The organism is Pseudobutyrivibrio sp. 49 (genome assembly GCF_900100545.1).
Classification (GTDB): domain Bacteria; phylum Bacillota; class Clostridia; order Lachnospirales; family Lachnospiraceae; genus Pseudobutyrivibrio.
Genome location: NZ_FNDP01000010.1, coordinates 1 through 20,288, shown reverse-complemented (window position 1 = coordinate 20,288; position 20,288 = coordinate 1). Strand labels below are relative to the sequence as shown.

General features: G+C 39.4%; 17 protein-coding genes, 1 pseudogene and 1 riboswitch. Of the genes and pseudogenes, 4 read left to right on the top strand and 14 right to left on the bottom strand.

Translation table 11 applies throughout. From position 1 onward, the window contains the following. From BLP54_RS09560 to BLP54_RS09525, 8 genes are all read right to left on the bottom strand, one after another. A complete protein-coding gene (locus tag BLP54_RS09560) occupies positions 1-906 on the bottom strand; it encodes an alpha/beta hydrolase (RefSeq protein WP_143002013.1) in 906 nt (301 codons plus the stop codon). A gap of 26 nt (positions 907-932) precedes the next feature. Next, a complete protein-coding gene (locus tag BLP54_RS09555; protein ID WP_090169159.1) occupies positions 933-2,330 on the bottom strand; it encodes an MFS transporter in 1,398 nt (465 codons plus the stop codon). A gap of 71 nt (positions 2,331-2,401) precedes the next feature. Then, on the bottom strand, positions 2,402-3,040 hold the full coding sequence (gene upp, locus BLP54_RS09550; protein ID WP_090169157.1) for a uracil phosphoribosyltransferase: 639 nt from the start codon (positions 3,038-3,040) through the stop codon (positions 2,402-2,404). 64 nt (positions 3,041-3,104) lie between these two features. Beyond that, positions 3,105-4,460, bottom strand: a complete 1,356-nt coding sequence (locus tag BLP54_RS09545; protein WP_090169155.1) for a uracil-xanthine permease family protein — start codon at positions 4,458-4,460, stop codon at positions 3,105-3,107. A 91-nt stretch (positions 4,461-4,551) separates the two neighbouring features. Continuing rightward, positions 4,552-5,304, bottom strand: a complete 753-nt coding sequence (locus tag BLP54_RS09540) for a TraX family protein (RefSeq protein ID WP_176754523.1) — start codon at positions 5,302-5,304, stop codon at positions 4,552-4,554. Positions 5,305-5,367: 63 nt separating this feature from the next. After that, positions 5,368-6,906, bottom strand: a complete 1,539-nt coding sequence (locus BLP54_RS09535; RefSeq protein WP_090169152.1) for a Na+/H+ antiporter NhaC family protein — start codon at positions 6,904-6,906, stop codon at positions 5,368-5,370. Then, the gene (gene dapA, locus BLP54_RS09530; protein ID WP_090169151.1) at positions 6,893-7,777 is read right to left on the bottom strand and encodes a 4-hydroxy-tetrahydrodipicolinate synthase; all 885 of its coding nucleotides are present in this window, start codon (positions 7,775-7,777) and stop codon (positions 6,893-6,895) included. The genes BLP54_RS09535 and dapA overlap by 14 nt, the downstream gene beginning before the upstream one ends. Positions 7,778-7,844: 67 nt before the next feature. Next, positions 7,845-8,022, bottom strand: a riboswitch (Lysine riboswitch). A 52-nt stretch (positions 8,023-8,074) separates the two neighbouring features. After that, entirely contained in the window at positions 8,075-9,562 is a 1,488-nt protein-coding gene (locus BLP54_RS09525) for a GGDEF domain-containing protein (protein ID WP_090169149.1), read from the bottom strand. A 183-nt stretch (positions 9,563-9,745) separates the two neighbouring features. Here BLP54_RS09525 and BLP54_RS09520 point away from each other — a divergent pair, with 183 nt between their 5' ends. Next, positions 9,746-10,549 carry an N-acetylmuramoyl-L-alanine amidase gene (locus tag BLP54_RS09520; RefSeq protein WP_090169146.1) on the top strand — a complete coding sequence of 268 codons (804 nt, stop codon included), beginning with the start codon at positions 9,746-9,748 and terminating at the stop codon, positions 10,547-10,549. A gap of 27 nt (positions 10,550-10,576) precedes the next feature. Next, complete coding sequence (locus tag BLP54_RS09515; protein ID WP_090169144.1) at positions 10,577-11,548, top strand: ion transporter; 972 nt, start codon at positions 10,577-10,579, stop codon at positions 11,546-11,548. Here BLP54_RS09515 and BLP54_RS09510 read toward each other — a convergent pair. From BLP54_RS09510 to dinD, 3 genes are all read right to left on the bottom strand, one after another. Further along, on the bottom strand, positions 11,534-12,943 hold the full coding sequence (locus tag BLP54_RS09510) for a GGDEF domain-containing protein (protein ID WP_176754522.1): 1,410 nt from the start codon (positions 12,941-12,943) through the stop codon (positions 11,534-11,536). The two genes, BLP54_RS09515 and BLP54_RS09510, sit on opposite strands and share 15 nt — an antisense overlap. A gap of 282 nt (positions 12,944-13,225) precedes the next feature. Then, positions 13,226-13,744, bottom strand: coding sequence for a hypothetical protein (locus BLP54_RS09505; RefSeq protein ID WP_090169140.1), 519 nt, complete (start codon positions 13,742-13,744; stop codon positions 13,226-13,228). Between the two features lie 108 nt (positions 13,745-13,852). After that, entirely contained in the window at positions 13,853-14,695 is an 843-nt protein-coding gene (gene dinD, locus BLP54_RS09500) for a DNA damage-inducible protein D (RefSeq protein WP_090169138.1), read from the bottom strand. A 246-nt stretch (positions 14,696-14,941) separates the two neighbouring features. Here dinD and BLP54_RS09495 point away from each other — a divergent pair, with 246 nt between their 5' ends. Further along, positions 14,942-15,298: a helix-turn-helix domain-containing protein gene (locus tag BLP54_RS09495; protein ID WP_090169136.1), complete on the top strand. Its 357-nt coding sequence runs from the start codon at positions 14,942-14,944 to the stop codon at positions 15,296-15,298. A 6-nt stretch (positions 15,299-15,304) separates the two neighbouring features. Here the strand turns inward: BLP54_RS09495 and rlmD are convergent, their stop codons facing one another. Both rlmD and BLP54_RS09485 read right to left on the bottom strand, forming a co-directional pair. Beyond that, positions 15,305-16,774, bottom strand: a complete 1,470-nt coding sequence (rlmD, locus tag BLP54_RS09490; RefSeq protein WP_242870677.1) for a 23S rRNA (uracil(1939)-C(5))-methyltransferase RlmD — start codon at positions 16,772-16,774, stop codon at positions 15,305-15,307. Continuing rightward, positions 16,774-17,724 (bottom strand): 3'-5' exoribonuclease YhaM family protein, encoded by a 951-nt coding sequence (locus BLP54_RS09485; protein WP_090169134.1) that lies wholly within the window; start codon positions 17,722-17,724, stop codon positions 16,774-16,776. Before BLP54_RS09485 ends, rlmD begins: the two co-directional genes overlap by 1 nt. 187 nt (positions 17,725-17,911) lie before the next feature. Between BLP54_RS09485 and BLP54_RS09480 the strand changes: the two genes are divergently transcribed. Then, positions 17,912-19,954, top strand: coding sequence for a beta-galactosidase (locus BLP54_RS09480; protein WP_090169131.1), 2,043 nt, complete (start codon positions 17,912-17,914; stop codon positions 19,952-19,954). A gap of 91 nt (positions 19,955-20,045) precedes the next feature. Here BLP54_RS09480 and BLP54_RS09475 read toward each other — a convergent pair. After that, positions 20,046-20,288: pseudogene (locus tag BLP54_RS09475) on the bottom strand (group II intron reverse transcriptase/maturase); the annotation flags it as partial.

Below are 20,288 nucleotides of genomic sequence, written 5' to 3'. Positions count from 1 at the left end.
CTAATATATAGCCTCCAAAAACTTGCTTACTATGTTGTGATACTCCTGCCTTGCATACAAGTAGCTTTCTGCATGGCCTGCCCCTGAAATCAGATGAATTTCCTTGTACTGCTGGCAGGCTTCGTATCCTGCTTTGCTATGTTTAGGTAAAATAAACTTATCATCAGCTCCATGAATAAAGCAAACCGCTGTGGTAGTATTTTTCTTAAATGAATCAATTGGTCTGATTCTATCCAAACGATAACCATGTACTATCTGACTTGCTATAGATGCCAAATGCGATAAAGGCTTTGGAATATGAAACCAGCTCCACCCCAAATCTTCTAGTAACACTGAAAGGTCTGTAAAAGGGCAATCGGCAACACAAAACTCAAAACATTCATCCAAACCAAGTGCAAGTATCGAACTGGCTGCGCCTAAACTTTCCCCATGTAAACCTATGCTTATCTCACGACCAAACTTTTCCCTGAGAAGTCTGGCTATATTAACAATATCCCTGCTCTCTTTATATCCCATTGAGCAATAGCAATCTGCATTGTCACCATGATGTCTAATGTCGTATATATAAGCATTGTAGCCAAGCTCATGGAAAATGTTTAAATACTTAACTCCACCCAATCGATTGTAGGTATAGCCATGGGTGATAATTACAAACTTGTTATCATCTCCTGATGGGATGTATGTGCCATGAATAAGATATCCATCATCCATTGTGAAGTTCATTTCGACCTTTTCATATGAATCATATGGTCCCCACAAATCCTTGCTTTTTTCTATCTCAGGTGCCTTATCAACTGGCACACGATTTTTAGGCAAAGTAACGAACCTTAGTAGGCCAACAGAAAACACCACTAAAACTAGTAAAATCACAAATAACACAATAAAAATAATCAATAAAATCTTCACAAAACCCCACCTCTATTTATTTAAATCTATTTAAATGTATCCACTGTAACCTGATCCAGATTAACGAACTTGGTCTCTTTAACCTTGGTCATTAATATTATAAGTGATAATGCCATAAACGGAACACAGATTACTAAGAATAGCACATCAATAGGAATAAACTTTTGACCTATAATAAATGCAATCTGTCCTATAAACATGCCGGCTCCAATAAGGACTGATATGGTACCCATAACAGATGAACGCATGCTTGATGGAGATGATTCTGCAGGCATTGTAAGAATCAGTGTATCTGACATGGACCAAAGGCCACCTATAGAACAACCATAAGCTACTCCTGCTGTAATTGGACCCCAGCCTAGTCTACATGCTAATACAAAAATTAAAAGTCCCCCTAAAGCTATTGTTCCAAGTAAAAGGCATACTCTTTTTCTTCCTAATTTGTCCGAGAAAAGACCGCTCAGTATAGTAACAATTCCATTGCAGAATGGATATATCAAAAGTGCCAATGACACCATCTGCGTTGTCATGGCTCCCTCTAAAACTGTTGCATAGTAGGATGTGTAGAAGGTTGTTGCAAAGAATAAAAATCCTGCGATTAAAATCCATCTCAATTGCTTGTTTGTAAATATAAACTTAACTGCATTAAAAACTCCACCTTGGCTGGAGGTATTGTTTTCCTTTTCTGTCTGGCGGCGTCTTTCCTTCTCTTCTTCAGTTAAAGAAAGATAAAATATTCTTTGTTCTAAGAACACAGGTGTTTCTTTAACAAAAACCACTGATAAAATTCCTACCACTAATGCCACTACAACAGGTATGGCATATACATATTTCCAACTTGATGAGACTCCATCATTCAAAAAAACTTTCGAAAGAACACCAATAGATGACACTGAAATAAGGGCTATGCCCTTAGCTACAAAGCTGTAGGTGGCACGTTTCTCCTTTGGTGCTGTCTCCATAATATAAAGAACCTGCATATCATTTGGTGTGAAAAACAGCATGAAAAGCATACCTATTATGTATTGAAGAACACTTGTTGAAGTCATAACAACAAGCATACCTAGACCCATACCTATGGTGTTAATCATAAGAAATAATCTTCTTCCATAGCGATCGGACAGAGCCTTATAAAAAGGCGCTATTATCAGGAATAGGTTTGACAGTAAATTCCAACTTGCCACGTAGTTTAGCGACTCCTTATATTCTGTTGAATTAACGTCCCTGGATGATATTTTGAATAAATCAAAAATAATGTATGGCTGCATAGCCGAATTGATGTTAGATGTAACCTCATCAACGATGTAGATAATAGTAAGAACCACCATTATCATACCAAGATAGTAAGCAGGCTTAGATGCACTGGCAGCCTTTCTAAGGCGCACTAACTCCTTGGCCTCCTTCTCAAGAGTATTATTTCCCATATAAAATTCCCCCTTATCATTTATACCCTAGACATAAGAGTATCACGATAAGAGGGAAATGCAAGACTTGATTATTTTGTACCAAAGATTCTGTCGCCTGCATCGCCAAGACCTGGGCAAATGTAAGCATCTGAATTAAGCTCGCGATCAATGTGTCCGATGTAAATCTGTACATCTGGGTGAGCCTCGTGAAGAGCACGAACTCCCTCTGGAGCACCGATGATAGCCATGAACTTAATGCGCTTTCCACCGTGCTGCTTGATGAGGTTGATTGCATCGATAGCAGAACCACCTGTAGCAAGCATTGGATCTGTAACAACAATGAGACGCTCCTCGATTGGGCTAGGAAGCTTGCAGTAGTACTCGTGTGGCTCGTGTGTCTCCTCGTCACGATACATACCGATGTGACCAATCTTAGCTGTTGGTACAAGACGCTGGATACCATTAACCATTCCAAGACCTGCACGAAGGATTGGCACGATTGCCATCTTACGACCAGCGATAACTGGTGCCATGCACTTCTCGATTGGTGTTTCGCACTCGATTTCTACTGTCTGTAAATCGTTGAGAGCCTCAAAAGCCTCAAGCATAGCTATTTCTTCTACAAGTGCACGGAACTCTGCTGTACCTGTGTTCTTGTCTCTAAGCATTGTAATTTTGTGCTGAAGTAAAGGATGTGTTAACTCTACTACGTTATCTAACTTTTCCATTAGAATAATTTCCTCCTAAAATTTCTTTTATTAACAAGGTGATTCGGGCCATTTAAATATGCCTTTACCATCCCTCTTTATCAAAACGATATCTCTCAGGATTACCATACTCGTAATCTCTTCCTGGGATAATCGCATTGAGAACTACACCTGCGATTGCAGCTATTGCTAAACTTGTAAGTGTGATGTCTGTAGAACCTACTGTGAAGGTAAGTCCATCAGAGAAACCAAGACCGCAAACTAAGATAACTGCTGCAATAATAAGGTTTCTTGAATGTGTGAAATCAACATGATTCTCAACCACATTTCTAATTCCTATTGCACTAATCATACCATAAAGCATGAAGCTTATTCCACCTACGATTGCGCTAGGCATTGTGCCGATGATGTCGGCCATCTTAGGAATAAATGAAAGTACAATAGCGTAAACTGCTGCAATTCTGATAACCTTTGGATCGTGAACCTTTGAAAGCTCAAGAACTCCTGTGTTCTCACCATAAGTAGTGTTAGCTGGACCACCAAAGAATGCTGAAAGAGCTGTAGCAAGACCATCACCTACAAGTGTACGGTGAAGACCTGGATCAGTAACAAGATCCTCTCCAACTGTAGCTGAGATTGCTGACATATCTCCGATGTGCTCCATCATTGTTGCAATGGCGATTGGTGCCATAACAAGAATTGCTGAGATATTGAACTTGCAGATGAAGAAATCTGGGAGACCAACCCAGGCTGCCTCATTAACAGCTGTGAAATCAAGGATTGCACTGCCGTCTGCATTTGTCATACCAAGTGCGTTGAAGATAAGAGCGCATACATATGAAATTACTACACCCATGAGAATAGGAAGAATCTTAAATAATCCCTTTCCCCAGATGTTAAAGATGATTACTACTGAAAGTGCGATGATGGCAAGAAGCCAATTTGAAGATGCATTAGTGATTGCTGATGGTGCAAGTGAAAGACCAATGCAAATGATGATAGGACCAGTAACAACTGGTGGAAGATACTTCATAACTTTGTTGATACCAACAAGCTTGATGATAAGTGCAAGAAAAAGGTAAAGAGCTCCGGCAACAACAATACCGCCGCATGCATATGGAAGCTTTTCGCCCATAGTCATATTTTTGAAAATACCTGTATTTAAATTAGCAACTGTGTGAAATCCTCCGAGAAAAGCGAATGAGGAACCAAGGAAAGCTGGAACTTTTAATTTAGAACATAAATGGAAAAATAAGGTGCCGACACCTGCGAAAAATAAAGTAACCTGAATTGAAAGACCTTCGCCATTGAAATAATTATTGACGAGAATTGGAACTAAAATAGTGGCTCCAAACATTGCAAATAAATGTTGAAGACCTAAGATGAGCATTTTCGGAATACCTAGCGTAGAGGCATCCTTGATTGGTGCATGTGTGTTCATACATTTCCTCCCATGAATATGAATTGATACGTTTCGTGATTACATTAACCAGCCTGATTAATGAAATCTTGCTTAAACTTTCAGTATTCTATCACAACAGGATTGCTCTGACAATCCCAATTATTAAAAGATGCACAGGATAAAAATAATTGAAACAATATCTGATAATTTTAGAAGAACTACCTCGTTTTCCATTATATAAGGCGATCGGAATAAGCATCAAAAATGCCCATGCCTCCATTGTTCCGCATCCAAGAGCGAGAATAGCTACACCCGCTGCAAAGGCAAGCAATCTTTTATTTCTGTCATTCCCATGAAAAACATACATTAAAACTATGACAGCCACACCTACCATGTTGTAATCAACATGAGCAAAATACGCGATAAGAATTCCCGCTGCATAGCACATAAGTACTACAAGCTTTTTCACTATAAAATTTTCAATACCCCAGAATTTCTCTTTTTTTGACTCTTCTAAAATCCAAATCAAAATAAGACCTATTAAAAGAGTAAATACTACATTGGTCTTTCCCCAGTTAAAAGGTATTCCAAATAAACTCCAGTCAAAAGGAATCTCTGAAATCAATGCCAAGATAAACACACGTATAACATACTTTTTCACATTTCTGGTATGGAAAAATCCCTCCACCAAAAGAAAGCAGTATATCGGAAAGGCCATTCGCCCAACGCCCCTTAAGAAACGATAGAATTCCCAATTCAAGCTGTTGTCTGCCATGCCCTGTGTGTAATACAAGCCATAGGCAACGTGATCCACTAACATTGTGATTATTGCGATAAGCTTTAATGTATTCCCCGTTATTCCAAAGCTAACTTTATTCTCCATTTTCAAAAACCTTCTCAAAAAAAATCTCCCTGATGTAACACACATCAAGGAGATTATACCACACTATGCTTTTTCTTGTCCTTTTGAAAGACCCTTTATTCCGAATAAAGTTCCAATCATTATTACAATACCAATAACCAGACAGATGAACCAGTTTCTCACAAATCCTGAAACAATATAAGAAACTAGTGAAACTGCAGCAACCGTAAATGCATATGGAAGCTGAGTGCTTACGTGTCTGATATGGTCACAATCAGCACCTGCAGAGGCCATGATTGTTGTATCTGAAATAGGTGAACAGTGATCACCGCAAACTGCACCAGCCATACATGCTGAGATGGCAATGATCATAAGCTCATTGTTAACATCGCCACCAAATACATTTACTACGATAGGAATAAGGATACCAAATGTACCCCATGATGTTCCTGTTGCAAATGCAAGGAAGATTCCTACTAAGAATACGATTGCAGGAATAAGGCTCATAAGATTTCTGTTATCGGCAATGTTAGCAACAAGTCCACCTACGTATTCTGCTGCTCCAAGAGAATCAGTCATTGATTTAAGTGTCCACGCAAAAGTAAGAACTAAAATAGCTGGCACCATACTCTTGAAACCTTCAGGAATAGCATTCATACATTCGTTAAAGCTTAATACCTTTGTTATAAGATAGTTGATGATTGTAAGAATCAAAGCAACAACCGAACCATAAACAAGTCCAACAGATGCATCTGAGTTTGAGAATGCATCAATAAAGTTCGCACCCTCGAAAAATCCGCCAGTGTAAATCATTCCGATTACACAACAAACAATAAGAGAAAGAATTGGGAACACCAGATGTGCAACCTTTCCTTTTTCTGAAATAGGTGGATGTGGCTGATCTTCTGCACCAGTAAGTGATGCAGCATCCTTCTTCTTGCGCTCCTTTAACTGAGCTCTGTGATTAAGCTCTGCCAAATTCATTGAACCATAATCAAAATTCATGAAAGTAATTGCAAACATCATTACAAGTGTAAGCAATGCATAGAAGTTGTAAGGGATGGCTCTGATGAAAAGTGTCAGTCCATTCGCCCCATCAACGAAGCCTGTTACAGCCGCTGCCCATGAAGAAATAGGTGCGATGATACAGATAGGCGCTGCAGTTGCATCAATAAGATATGCAAGCTTCTCTCTTGAAATACCATGCTTATCAGTAACTGGTCTCATAACCGAACCTACTGTAAGGCAGTTGAAATAATCATCGATGAAGATAAGCATTCCAAGTACAATTGTAGCAACCTGTGCTCCTGCCTTTGTCTTAACATGGGTAACTGCCCACTTACCAAAGGCGGCAGAACCTCCGGCTCTGTTCATAAGCATTACCATACTTCCTAAAACTACAAGGAAGATAAGGATACCAACATTCCAGCTATCAGAAAGCTGACCAATCATACCATCTACAAAGATGTGCTCCATGGCAGCTGTAAGATTAAAGCTAGAATATAAAAGACCACCTGCTAAAATTCCAATAAATAAAGAAGAGTAAACCTCCTTTGTAATAAGTGCCAATAAAATGGCTACAAGTGGTGGCAATAGCGACCAAATTGTGTTAGTGAATTCCATAGTTCTTTAATTCCCTTTCTAAAACCTTTGCATGAGCCTCCTCCATTTCTGTAAGTGGCTTTCTAAGAGGACCAGCCTCAAATCCCATAATATTAAGAGCCTTCTTAACAGGGATAGGATTAACTTCTGAAAATAGTGCATCTATAAGTGGAAGTGCCTTAAGCTGCATTGCAGCTGCCTTCTTAAAATCTCCATCAAGACATGCCTGACATAAATCATGTGTCTGCTGTGGTGCAACATTTGAAAGAACTGAAATAACCCCAAGTCCTCCAAGTGACATGATAGGCACTATCTGGTCATCATTTCCTGAATAAATATCTATGCATCCATCAGCCAACTGTGCAAGCTTTGCAATCTGGCTGATATTTCCACATGCTTCCTTGATTGCCACAATGTTATCCACATCTTTTGCAAGTTTTACTGCTGTCTCAGGAAGAATGTTGCAACCAGTACGTGAAGGAACATTGTAAAGAATGCAAGGAATCTTAATTGCATCAGCAGTATCTTTAAAGTGCTCGTAAAGTCCCTTCTGAGTAGCCTTATTGTAATAAGGAGTTACAAGTAGAACTGCATCTGCTCCAGCCTTCTCAGCTTCCTGTGAAAGATAGATTGCTGTTTCAGTTGAATTAGAACCAGTTCCTGCAATTACAGGCACACGCTTATTAACTGTCTGAACGCAACGCTTAATTACGTCTATATGCTCTTCATGAGAAAGTGTAGATGCTTCGCCAGTTGTACCGCAGATTACAATTGCATCTGTGTTGTTTTTAATCTGGAACTCAATCAGATTATCAAGCTTCTCATAGTTAACCGAACCGTCACCATTAAAAGGTGTTGCAATAGCTACCGCTGCACCAGTAAAAATACTCATTTCTTTATCCTCCTTAATCCAATAAAAAAAGCTGACCATAATAAATGGTCAGCCTACAATCGCGTAATCGTATGATAGCTCCCCACTTATTACTAAGTGACAGTCATACGAATATTCTTCGTATGCCCAAGACAAACACACACAGGAGTGTGCTCTCTTTCGGCGAAATCCCCTTTTATCTCATATCACTTGGGCCTGTCCCATCAATGAGATTACTAATGTTTCTCGCAACCTCTATCTTTTATTAAGTTGAAATTATACTACATCAGCGTCTATTCTCTGTCAACAGCAAATTTATCACTTATTTAGACATTTATCAATTGTCTCTTTATATTTTGAATCAGGTTCATCAGTGCCTATAATTGCATCTGCCTGCAAATCCTCAGCCATAGCTGCTTCCCTTTGTGTGTTGACCACTGCAATCACAGGAATCTTTGCGAAGCCTTCTCTTTTCTTTAAATACTTGAGGACGAAAACACCAGATCCTGTTCCTGCATTTACCTCCAGCATTATTATTTTTATTCCATCACGATATCTGGAGATATTTCGAATTACCTCATCATCATTTGTAGCATGGATAATATCAAATCTATCCCCTTCCCCCTCAAAAAGACTATTAACACCTTCATTTATCTCTGAAGCCATCAGCACCAAAATATCCTTCTCTTTTGGTTCGTCCACATACACCCAGGTAGTGCAGCAATTTTTCCCCAGAATTTTTGACTTATAAAGCGCGTCATCTGCCATTGAAAAAATAGCCTTCCAATCGCCCTCCCCCTTGCATATAACGGCTCCGATGCTGGCTGTCACTATATGATTAGCGCCTATATCAAGATCACTGATATACATTTGGAGAGCTTTACATCTATTGGCGAGAATATTTATATCGCCCATTCTTGGCATGAGTACCACAAACTCATCTCCACCATACCTTCCCACAAGGTCATAAGCTCTGAAATTTTCAATCAAAAGCTGTCCCACCTTTTCAAGTAGTATATCGCCTGTACTATGTCCTAAATTATCATTGACCAATTTAAAATCATCCAAATCAATTATGCACATGGCACAGAATTCATCTGATGTCTTTCTATGAAAATAGTTATCGATTCTTTCAATCAATGCATTTTTATTCAGTACATGCGTCAGCTTATCAAGCGAACTAAGCTTTGTTACCTCCTGCATAGCAAGAGCTTCTTTGGCACGCACCTCCAGGATAATGCGGGCTGCAAGAATTGAAACAATGAATGCGGCGATTGAAATATACAAATCCTTCAAAAAGCCTTCATGATCTCTATGAAAATATGACATGATTAGCATGATAGATAATACAACAGACTCCTCAAAAGCATATTTGTATATTCTATCAATAAAAATCATTGGCAGACCAATACAAGCCAGCGGCAGCCACAGAGCCTGACCTGTTGGCGAGTCAAATACATCAATCAGCGCCAAATCTACTCCTAGGAAAAAATAAAAGGTGCAACAAATAGCCGCTGTCTTTGCTGTGCTGATTTCTCCTCTGTGTCTCAAGGTATATAAATTCACAAAAAAGTACACAATCATAAGGGGAATCATGCCACAATGCTCAATAGAAAAGGTAAAATCTTCCAGCAATAATTCTCCTACAATAATCATTCCTACATACACCATGGAGATGTACATGCAGGCTTTCCTAAGCATATGGAGATTGTTGTCATCAATAGATGGCAGGCATTCCCATAGATAGCGCTTTATCGAATCCAGCTCTTCTCTATTAATTTTTGAATATTTTCCAAATAGTCCCATGGCATACACGCTCCTAATTTAATCTATCAAATTATTCGTGTATTTTATTGCCCATAGTGTGAATAAACTATGATTTTTTTCTACATAATTCCTTTTTGGGCTACTATTCAACATCAAATTGATAAACAAACTGTAGGATGGTAAAATTGTTTTAAGATTTTTTCTAAAGAAAGGAAAAAGAATATGAAAACTTCAATCAAGCGAATAGTAACAATTGCCCTTTGCTTTTCTATCGCTCTATCACTTTTTGCCAGCTCAACTCTTAGTGTAGATGCGAAAGCAAAAAAGAAGGCAGCAAAAGCCACTAAAAACATTGTTGTAGTTCTCGATGCAGGCCATGATACCACTCACTTAGGATGTCACTATCAAAACTTTGAAGAAGGTATCGCAAACCTTTACATTGCCTACTATTGCAAGCAGGAGCTTGAGAAATATAATGGAGTAACCGTTTATATGACTCGCTACGGTTTTGACTGTCCTTATGGTGCTAATCCTGATTCTTCAGGAGATTGCCTCACTGGTAGAGTCAACTATGCTAAATCTGTAAATGCGGATGTGCTTATTAGTCTTCATAATGACTATGATCCAGATTTAGATAAGTCTCAAAATGGTTCAAAAGTCATCATTCCTAATCCAAACTACAGACCAGATATCTGTGTAAAGGGCTCTGATTTAGGTAACTCAATCCTCGCTCAGCTTACAGCTACAGGACTTAATGTAAACAATTGGAAGCTCTGCCCTAATGGCACAGGTATTGTTACAAGAGACTCTGAAAGCGGCACTTATCCTGATGGTTCAGCAAAGGATTATTATGCTCTTATAAATAAAGCAAAGACTCTGGGCTTCCCTTGCATTATCGTAGAGCACGCCTTCTGCACAAACGAATCTGATAGAATCAATCATCTTAGCACACCTGAACAATATCAACAGCTTGGAGTAGCCGATGCTACAGGAATAGCTAAGTACTATGGCCTTTCTTTAAAATAACTACTTAGATTTTGGGAGAATAGTAAGTTGAAAAAGATTAGCAAAGAACAAATCTTTCATGTTATACAGATAGGAAATAAAGGTGATATTGCCAGTAGAACCTTTGATATTTTCATCACTGTCACAATCCTTTTAAATGTGGCAGTGATGGTTCTTCAAACCTACGAGGAATTCACCCCTATTTTTCCAATTCTTGATGTTATCGCCTTTGTGACCATTCTCATTTTCTGCGTGGAATATGCACTCAGGATATGGACTGCAGATTTATTATATCCGGAGGTATCACGCCAAAAGGCTATAATCAAATTCTTGCTCTCCTTCGACGGTGTTATAGATTTATTTACCATTCTTCCATTTTTCTTTTTATCTGGATTTGTGGCATTTAGAATACTTAGGGTAATAAGAATTTTCCATCTTTTTAGAATTAACGGACAGTATGATTCCTTTGCTGTTATCTTTTCAGTTTTGAAGGAAAAGAGAAATCAGATTACATCTTCTCTTGTAATCCTAATGATTCTTATGCTTGCCAGCTCAATCGGAATTTACTATGCAGAGCACGAAGCACAGCCTAGAGTTTTTAGAAATGCATTTTCTGGAATATGGTGGTCCGTGTCCACTCTTCTTACGGTCGGCTATGGCGACATCTATCCCATCACCACACCAGGCAGAATTATGGCAATCCTCACTGGTTTCCTGGGCGTAGGTGTTGTAGCTATCCCTACTGGTATCTTATCTGCTGGATTCGTGGAACACTATGCAAAAATGAAGCTTATGAACAATTTTGCAAGAGATGAACACATTGATTTGCTTACAATTCATGTCACAGAAGGACATTGCTGGAATGGATTGAAGGTTGAAGAAATCGGTGTGCCTGATCATTATCTTCCTGCAATTATAACTCGTGACGGTGAATCACTGATTCCTGTACAGGATTTGACATTAAAAATCGGCGACACAGTTGTCCTGGCCGCCGAAGCTTATTTCTCACATACTTACTAAAGTATTAATTGCATCTCCAAACTCTTCATCCGTTGAAGTGTACATCACAACTTTATCAGCTCCCCATTCCTTCGCAATTCGTTCGCCCTCTTGGGATTTAACAACTGCAAGGATTGGGATTCTGTTGAAGCTTTCTCTTTGCTTCATATATTTCATTGTAAGTACTCCAAATTCATTTTCTTCATTTACTTCCAGTAATACTAGCTTAAGCTGTTTATGATACTGGCTTATAACACAAAGCGCATCACTATCACTGGCTGCAGAAAGAATTTCAAACTCTTCCCCTTTAAATTCTTTCAACTTCTTAATTGCTTCCACCCTACCGTCATTAATACTCAGCAGAATAGGTAGCTCATAATTACGCTGTTCAACACTCCATATAGTGCAATTATTTTTGCCACCGATTTTAGATTTATAAAGGGCATCATCTGCCATCATGAACAGTTCGTTGGTATCACGAACACTATTGCTTATAATCGCACCCATACTCATCGTAAATGGTTCGCTATTTCCCAAATTTATTTCAGCAAGAAGCTTCTGAAGTGTCCTGCAACGAGACTGAAGTATTGCCACATCACTCATCTGTGGCATCATTACCACAAATTCATCTCCACCATATCGCCCTGTAATATCATAGGCTCTGAAGCTATCCAGCAATAATCTTCCAACATTTTCCAACAGGATATCACCTGTATTGTGCCCAAGATTATCATTTACAGATTTGAAATCATCCAAATCCAAAACCATCATGGCACAATAATCATCTTCTGCCTTTTGAAGGAAATATGAGTCAATCTTGGATAATAATGCATCCTTGTTAAATACATGTGTGAGCTTATCCAAGGAACTCTCGCCCTTAAGTTCCTTCATAGCTAAAGCTTCTCTGCTTCGCACTTCAAGAACAAGATGGCCAAGGACCATTGATACAGAATACGCACCAAGAACCATATAAACATCTCGCCTAAATAATGCAAATTCTTTGTAATTGTAAGAAAAGGCTGCAAAGGTAATAGCGGCAACCATTTCCTCCCAGCCATACTTATACATTCTGTCTATGTATAACGTTGGATATACAAGTATCAGCATTGGAACAAAATATGCCTGCTTATCCGAATAGACATATGTATCTATCAGGATAAAAATCATTGAAAGCCAAAAGTAAAAGGAACAACAAACTATCCCAGTAGCTTTGGTACTAATAGGACCGTGTCTCATAATGTACAAATTCACACGATACTGGACAACCATCAGTGGGAGCATCAGAACATGAACCCAAGAGATTTTAAAATCTGGCACAAAAACAAGAGCTATTCCTATCATAATCAGATATATGATAGAAATATACATACAGGCGCGACGAAGCATGTATAGATTACCCTCGTTAATGGCTTCCATACATATACTGAAATATTCCCGTATATCTTCGTTTTTATTTTTGTGCCGGGTCACAGCCCTATACACTTTTGACATTACACTTTACCTTTTCTCACTACAATAAATGCACATAGTAACGCTAACTTTAATCTATCAGATTTTTCGTTAGCAATGGTGTGTACAGTGTGAAATTTCTGTGAGAATTAATTCTTGGACAATAAACATACCGTCTCGACTGTTGTTTCGTTGAGCAACCGAATTTCATAATGACATAGAGTGGCTACCTCAGCAATATTCTTTATTCTATAAAAGAGTCAATTCCGGAATTTGTTCATGACTATAATTCTTATTAGGATTATCTTCATCATAATCATATGTTGGAATGATCAGGTCGTTGTTCTCAACCCTCAATTCATCAAATGCGTAGCCGTCATCATATACAGAAAAAAATATGCCCCGTCCAACTATAAAACTCTCAATATAAGGAGTTCCATTATTGATATGGATATACTGTTGAATTTGAAGGTCATTCCTGCCAAGAACATCAGCGTCTATCAACTCGGAAAGCTTAACTCTGCTTAGACTTATACTCTCTATCAAATCCCTCTTTGAAATCAATTTTTCTTTTTCGTTATTGATTTCCTTAACATAGTCAACCTCTTCCATATACTCGTTAACACTCTGATAACCAGCCATCCTAGCTTCACTCTCAAACATTTTTCCTGCTACAATAAACTTGAGCGGATAGATACTCTTTATCGCTTCTGTGTTATTTCGCAAAGTCTCAACACGAGTTATCTCTATATGCTTAAGCTTTTTCATAACGTCTATGTCAGACGTTATGATAGTATTAAAATCGCTTTCCAGACATCCTTTGCTAATAAGTATACCTTGTCTTCAATCACTATTCTGGTTCTAAACAGACTGATTCTATTCATGAAGTTTCCCCGATTTCTTAGCAAGTTGCTTATCTTCCTTTTGTACTCTTCTTTCCAGTTTTCTAATATCCTCAGAAGGAGGAAGATTCTCCGGTTTGATTCCCCTTTGCCCCAGCATCTCTCTTACTGAACTGTTGTTGTCAACATGTTCAACCGTTATAGCAGACTCCCCTTGTAAATCCTTTTCTTCAACATTGTAATTTGTCATCTCTGTTGCAAGATTTTTGGCGGCTATTGTAAGTGTCGGCAAAAAATCCGCCAACGGTCTTGAGTCCTTGACACCAAGACGTTCTTTCATTTCTTTGGTGGTATATCCTCCAAATAAAGCCTGATCACCTTTTGAGCGTATTCTTGCGAACCCGGCATCGTCAACACCACGCTCATAGATATTCTGAGATAGTCGCTTTTCCGACTCCCTAAGCTTGCCACGAGCTTCTGTTCTTTCTATATATGCAATTCGTTCTTCAATAAGTTCCTGCTTTCTTGTTTGCACCGCAAAATAACTCTGCGCGAATGCAATCTGTTCCTTTCGGGGATCTCCATTCTCAGCAATGAGATAGCAGGCATAACGAGTGAGCATATAATCATCAACTTCTCGATTTCCGCCTTTACCGATTTTTATCATTTTGCTGACATCAGCAAAATGATCCGTTACAGTTATCCCATTGTTTTCACAAGAAGTCTTTGCCTTTTCTATGGTCTTCTCAAAATTTCTCCATTGAGCATATTCAAGCAGTTCCATCAACTCTCGTGCATACCAGAATTCAATGCCATTCTCTTCATGCCTGATATCATCAAATCTTTTCTTATACTGTATTATTGCTTTTTTCTCCAAGTCTTTCCCCTCCTGCTACTTCCAACTTTTCCATAATACGAACCCTCATAAGCGGTTCAGTTCCACCGTGGTATGGTTCGTAAGCTCTCACATCATAAAGGCTCTTATCAATATTGTCAGAAATACTATATTGAAGATGCCTGAGAACACGTCAAATCTTCGTTGACATTCATAATCTGGATTTATATAATATTACCAATGGTAATATTATAGTGTTACCATTGGTAATTGTCAAGGAGGGTTATTATGAACCATACGAACAATACTCTTATTCCTGAACGCCTCAAATCAGCAAGAGAACGGCTTAACCTTTCCAAAGCTGAAGCTGCAAGGCGGATTGGATTAACGGCAGCATCCTACGTTAGATATGAAGCAGGTGACCGCAGGCCTTCTCCACAAGTCATAATATCGATAGCGGAGAAAATGAATACATCAGTTGCCTATTTATCAGGAGAAACAGATGATATTTCCCCTGATGTAATAAACATTCATAAAAATAGTGATCCTATCTTATTTGAACTGATAAAGAACACTCAAAGCGCAGATGACACTACTTTGCAACGCTTGCTTAGTTATTACCATCAGCTGACCAAAAACGATTAGTTTGTATTATCGTTTTTCTTTATCTGACTCTGCGTCCTTAATCCTATAATAGTCTTCCATATCAAGCGTAAACATGACATGATCCTTTGCATTTCGAAGTCGTTCGAGCAAACAACAGGTTTCTGTATGCATGGTATGACCAAACTGATCGCATACAGTGTATTTTTGAATGTGATAACCACGTTCCTCTAAGTACTTCAGGTCACGGGCCAGTGTGGCGCTGTCGCAGCTGACATAGACGATACGATTTGGCTGCATTTTAACCATTGTTTCAAGTGCTACTGTATCGCATCCCTTGCGTGGTGGATCTACCATGATGACATCTGGATGAGACATCTTTTCGTAGATTTCTGGAAGAACAACTTCTGCCTCTCCACAGTAGAATTCTGCATTGTCTAAACCGTTAAGCTTTGCGTTTGCCTTGGCATTTTCAATAGCCTGTGGAACGACCTCGATTCCAATTACTCTTCCGGCGTGTTTTGCCATTGAAAGTGAGATGGTTCCGATGCCACAGTAAAGATCCCAAACCTCTTCTGTGCCGTGTAAATCTGCATATTCTAAGGCCTTGCTATATAAACGTTCCATCTGGTCATGGTTGACCTGATAGAAGGAATTTGCGCTGATATCAAAAGCGATGGTGTCACCATTTGTAAGAGTTATTGTGTCTCGAATAGCTTCCTTTCCATAGAGCACCTTAGTCTCATAGCCCATGATGACATTATCACGACGTGTGTTTATATTAAGGACTAATGATGCAAGTGAAGGTTCCACATTTCGTATATGCGATATTAAAGAATCCACCGCTGGAAGCTTATCCCCGTTAACAACCACACAAACCATTGTCTCTCCAGTAGCCTTACCTTCTCGGACAAGCACATGGCGAATCAAACCTTTTCCAGTAGATTCATCGTAGGCGGCTACCTTATTTTCATTCATATAATCGATTACCGCATATACGATATTCATACTCTTCTCAGAGCAAATCTTACAATCATCTGATGGCACAATCCTATGACTTCTGGCGCCATAAAAGCCTGCGATAATCTTTCCATCCTTATCCATTCCAACAGGCACCTGTGCCTTATTTCGATAGCGAAGTGGATTAGTCATACCAAGGATTGGCTCACGAATAGAATCTACAAAAGCACGGTCATAACCACCAATCTTAACAAGATTATTGGCTACGATATTATCCTTTATCTCCAGCTGCTTTTCATAGGAAACCTGCATAATCTGGCAGCCACCACATTGCTTTGCATTAGGGCAGGCTGGCTGAACACGATATGAACTAGCCTCCACAACTTCCTTCAATGCTGCAAAGCAATAGGTCTTTTTCACCTTTGTGATAATTACATCACACACATCTCCTACAACTGCGTCTTTGACAAAAATGGTCACACCATCAGTGTGACCAATTCCAGCCCCTTCAAGGGACATATCTTCTATTGTTAATCTTACAATATCGTTTTTATTCATTAATTCTTTCCTGTTCTACGGATGTTTGAATCAAGCAGTCGATTAAATCCCTGCCATGTCAAATTGTTCTCCTCAACATTCTCAAGAGCCTCGTAGATAGTCTCGAGCTTTGCATCGATGTTATCAGCAAATGAAAGTGCGATGGCCTCTGCAATAGCTGGCTTCTTAGGCGAACCAAATTCAAGCTCGCCGTGATGTGAAAGGATACAGTGGATAAGCTCCTTACGCTTTACAGCTGGGAATCCTTCGATTTCATCGATGGCTCTGTCTACCATTGTAGCGCCAACATAGATGTGACCGAGAAGCTGTCCCTCATCTGTGTAATCGTTACGTGGGAACTCTGAAAGCTCCTTAACCTTTCCGATATCATGGAAGATAGCGGCTGTAATAAGTAAATCTCTATCCAGGAATGGATACTGTCTGCTGAAATAGTCGCAGTTTGTAGCAACTGAAAGAGTGTGCTCCAAAAGACCACCAGTGAAGCCATGATGAACTGACTTTGCAGCTGAGTGAGCCTTGAATTCCTCGATAAATTCTTTATCATCAACAAAATATTTCTTAAGTAATGCCTTCATGTATGGAGACTTGATGGAATTGATGAGAGCTGTCAAATCATTCCACATCACCCCAACGTCCTTCTTGCTGGCTGGGATGTAATCTGCAATGTCAAACTCTCCCTCATTAGCCTTGCGAAGGCGCTTTATATTAAACTGTAATGCACCATTCCAGCTGGTAATATCACCTGTAACTGTGATGAAATCCAACTCGTCAAAATCGCTGATGCCTTCGGAATCAACATCCCAAATCTTAGCATCGATAGTGCCTGTCTTATCGCATAATGTAAGTGACTCGAAAGCCTTTCCTGTCTTTGAGATGCCCTGAGTCTTCTTTTTGCACAGGTATGTCTCTGTGCCTCTGTCTCCCTCTCTGAGGGTGTTAATGTACTTCATGTATATCTCCAATCTAAGCTCCAAAGGAGCCGCGCAGCATAAGCTGCAATTTAGCTTCTTTAATTATAAGTGATAGGGTCACCATAATCAATCTTTAGACTATGAGCGAAAATATAAATTATTTCACCTATTTTTAATCGTTTTCGCACATTTTCTATGTTAGGATTTTTATAAAAGGAGAGGTACTATGACAAAGATTTTATTTCCTCAGGTGAATGGCCTGCTCCATGGTGGAGACTACAACCCAGAGCAGTGGCTTGATCGACCTGACATTCTAGAAAAAGATATTCAACTCATGAAGGAAGCTGGCATAAACACCGTTACTATGGGTGTATTCTCATGGGCAGTTCATGAACCTACAGAAGGGAATATCAGCTTCGACTGGCTTGCTGCCATCATGGATAAACTATACGAAAACGGAATTTATACAGTACTTGCAACACCTACAGGAGCAAGACCAGCATGGCTTGATGAAAAATATCCATCAGCCATGAGATGTGATGAGCGCGGTGTTAGAAATCATCACGGCGTACGTCATAATCACTGCATGCAGTCACCTGAATTCAGGGAAAAGGTTCGCATCATGGACACTGCACTTGCTCAGAAATTTGCAAATCATCCAGGTCTTTTAATGTGGCACATTTCAAATGAGCTTAGCGGATACTGCTACTGTGATACCTGCCGCAAGAAATTCCAGGAATGGCTGGCTGACCGCTACGACCATGATATTAATAAGCTCAACAAAGCATGGTGGACCACCTTCTGGTCTCACACCTTTAACAGCTTTGACCAGATTGATCCACCTTACGCTAACGGAGAAAACTGCGTCCTTGGTTTGAATCTTGACTGGAAGAGATTTACTACCTGGTCAGCTACAGATTTCATGCGCTTTGAAATCGATACTCTTAGGGCAGCAGGTGCCAAAGAACCTACTACTACCAACTTCATGGAAATGTTCTATGATTATGACTACTGGTATATGAGCCAGTTTATAGATGTAATCAGCTGGGATAATTACCCTGAGATACATAACAACTGGCAGTCCGATTCTGCTCATCTTTTAGAACGCAGCTTTAACCACGCTTTATTTAGAAGCCTAAAACCTGAGCAGCCATTTATGATGATGGAATCTGCTCCTGGATTGGTAAACTGGAGACCATATAACAAATATCGTCGTCCTGGCATCCATAAGCTTATTTCCATGCAGGCTGTTGCCGCTGGTTCTGATACTGTTCAGTATTTCCAGATCAGAAAGAGTCGCGGCTCCTCTGAACAGTGGCACGGAGCTGTCATCGACCACATTGGAACAAACGATACAAGAATATTTAAGGAAGTAGCCTCACTTGGCGCAGATTTACAAAAGCTTTCTGAGGTTACTGGTTCTGTTTCTGACAACAAAGTGGCTATTGTTTTCGACTGGGATAACCGTTGGGCTATAGATGATGCTTGGGCTCTTGCCAACGAAACTAAGAAATTCGATGAAACCTGCATGAACATCTACAACGAATTTATGCATCTAGGAATTGAGCCTGATATTGTTTCCTCGGACAGTGACTGGAGCAAATATAATATTATTTGTGCACCAATGCTCTATGTTCTTCACGATGGAATTGGTCAGAAAATTTCAGATTTTGTCAGTGCTGGTGGTGAATTTATGGCTACATATTTCACTGGATACGTTAATAAGGATTTGCTTGCTAATCTTGGTGGTTTCCCTGGTGATGACCTTGATAAAGTATTCGGTCTTCGCTCTGAAGAAATCGACACTCTCTATCCAGAAGACAAGATTACTATCAAGATTCATGATAAAGCAAATCGCAGTTATCATTCAATAGCTGTTCATGATTATCAGGAGATGCTCAGGGATGTATCAGCTGATATATTAGCCCGTTATGAAAATGATTACCTTGAAGGCTTACCTGCTATTACCTGCAATAAATACGGAAAAGGCCACGCATATTATGTTGCCTGCCGTACTGACCAGCACGATATTGAATTCATTTATAGAGAGATGCTGACACATGCAAATATCGCATTTACGAAGTTGCCTGAAGGCATTGAAAAGCATAGTAGACTTTCAGAAGATGCCCGCTATGATTTCTATCTTAACTGCACAGAAGATGAGAAAACTATTAGTGATATCTCCGGCATAGATTTGCTTACAGGAGATGAAATATCTGGAGATTTAACCCTTACCAAATACCAGGTTGCAGTAATTAAAAATTCCTAAAAAATCGAGTAGGAGGAATTTCTCATAAGTGAGAAATTCCGACCTCTCACACCACCGTGCGTACCGTTCGGTACACGGCGGTTCAATCAACTTAACAAGTAACACACCTTTCGGTGTAGTAATCTAACATTGAGACTAATCCAAATGAGGTTAGTCTCTTTGTACTTATAGCCTTTTGTACCCATCCATTGTGAGCGAGTCTTGCATATCTGTCTCCACAATAGGAGATGTTATACGCTGCCCATCTTGGTACGTCCAGCTTCATCAAATTCTTAGCTCTATTCTGCGGAGTCTTCCAATGCTTCCAAATACACATACGAAGTCTGAATCTGAT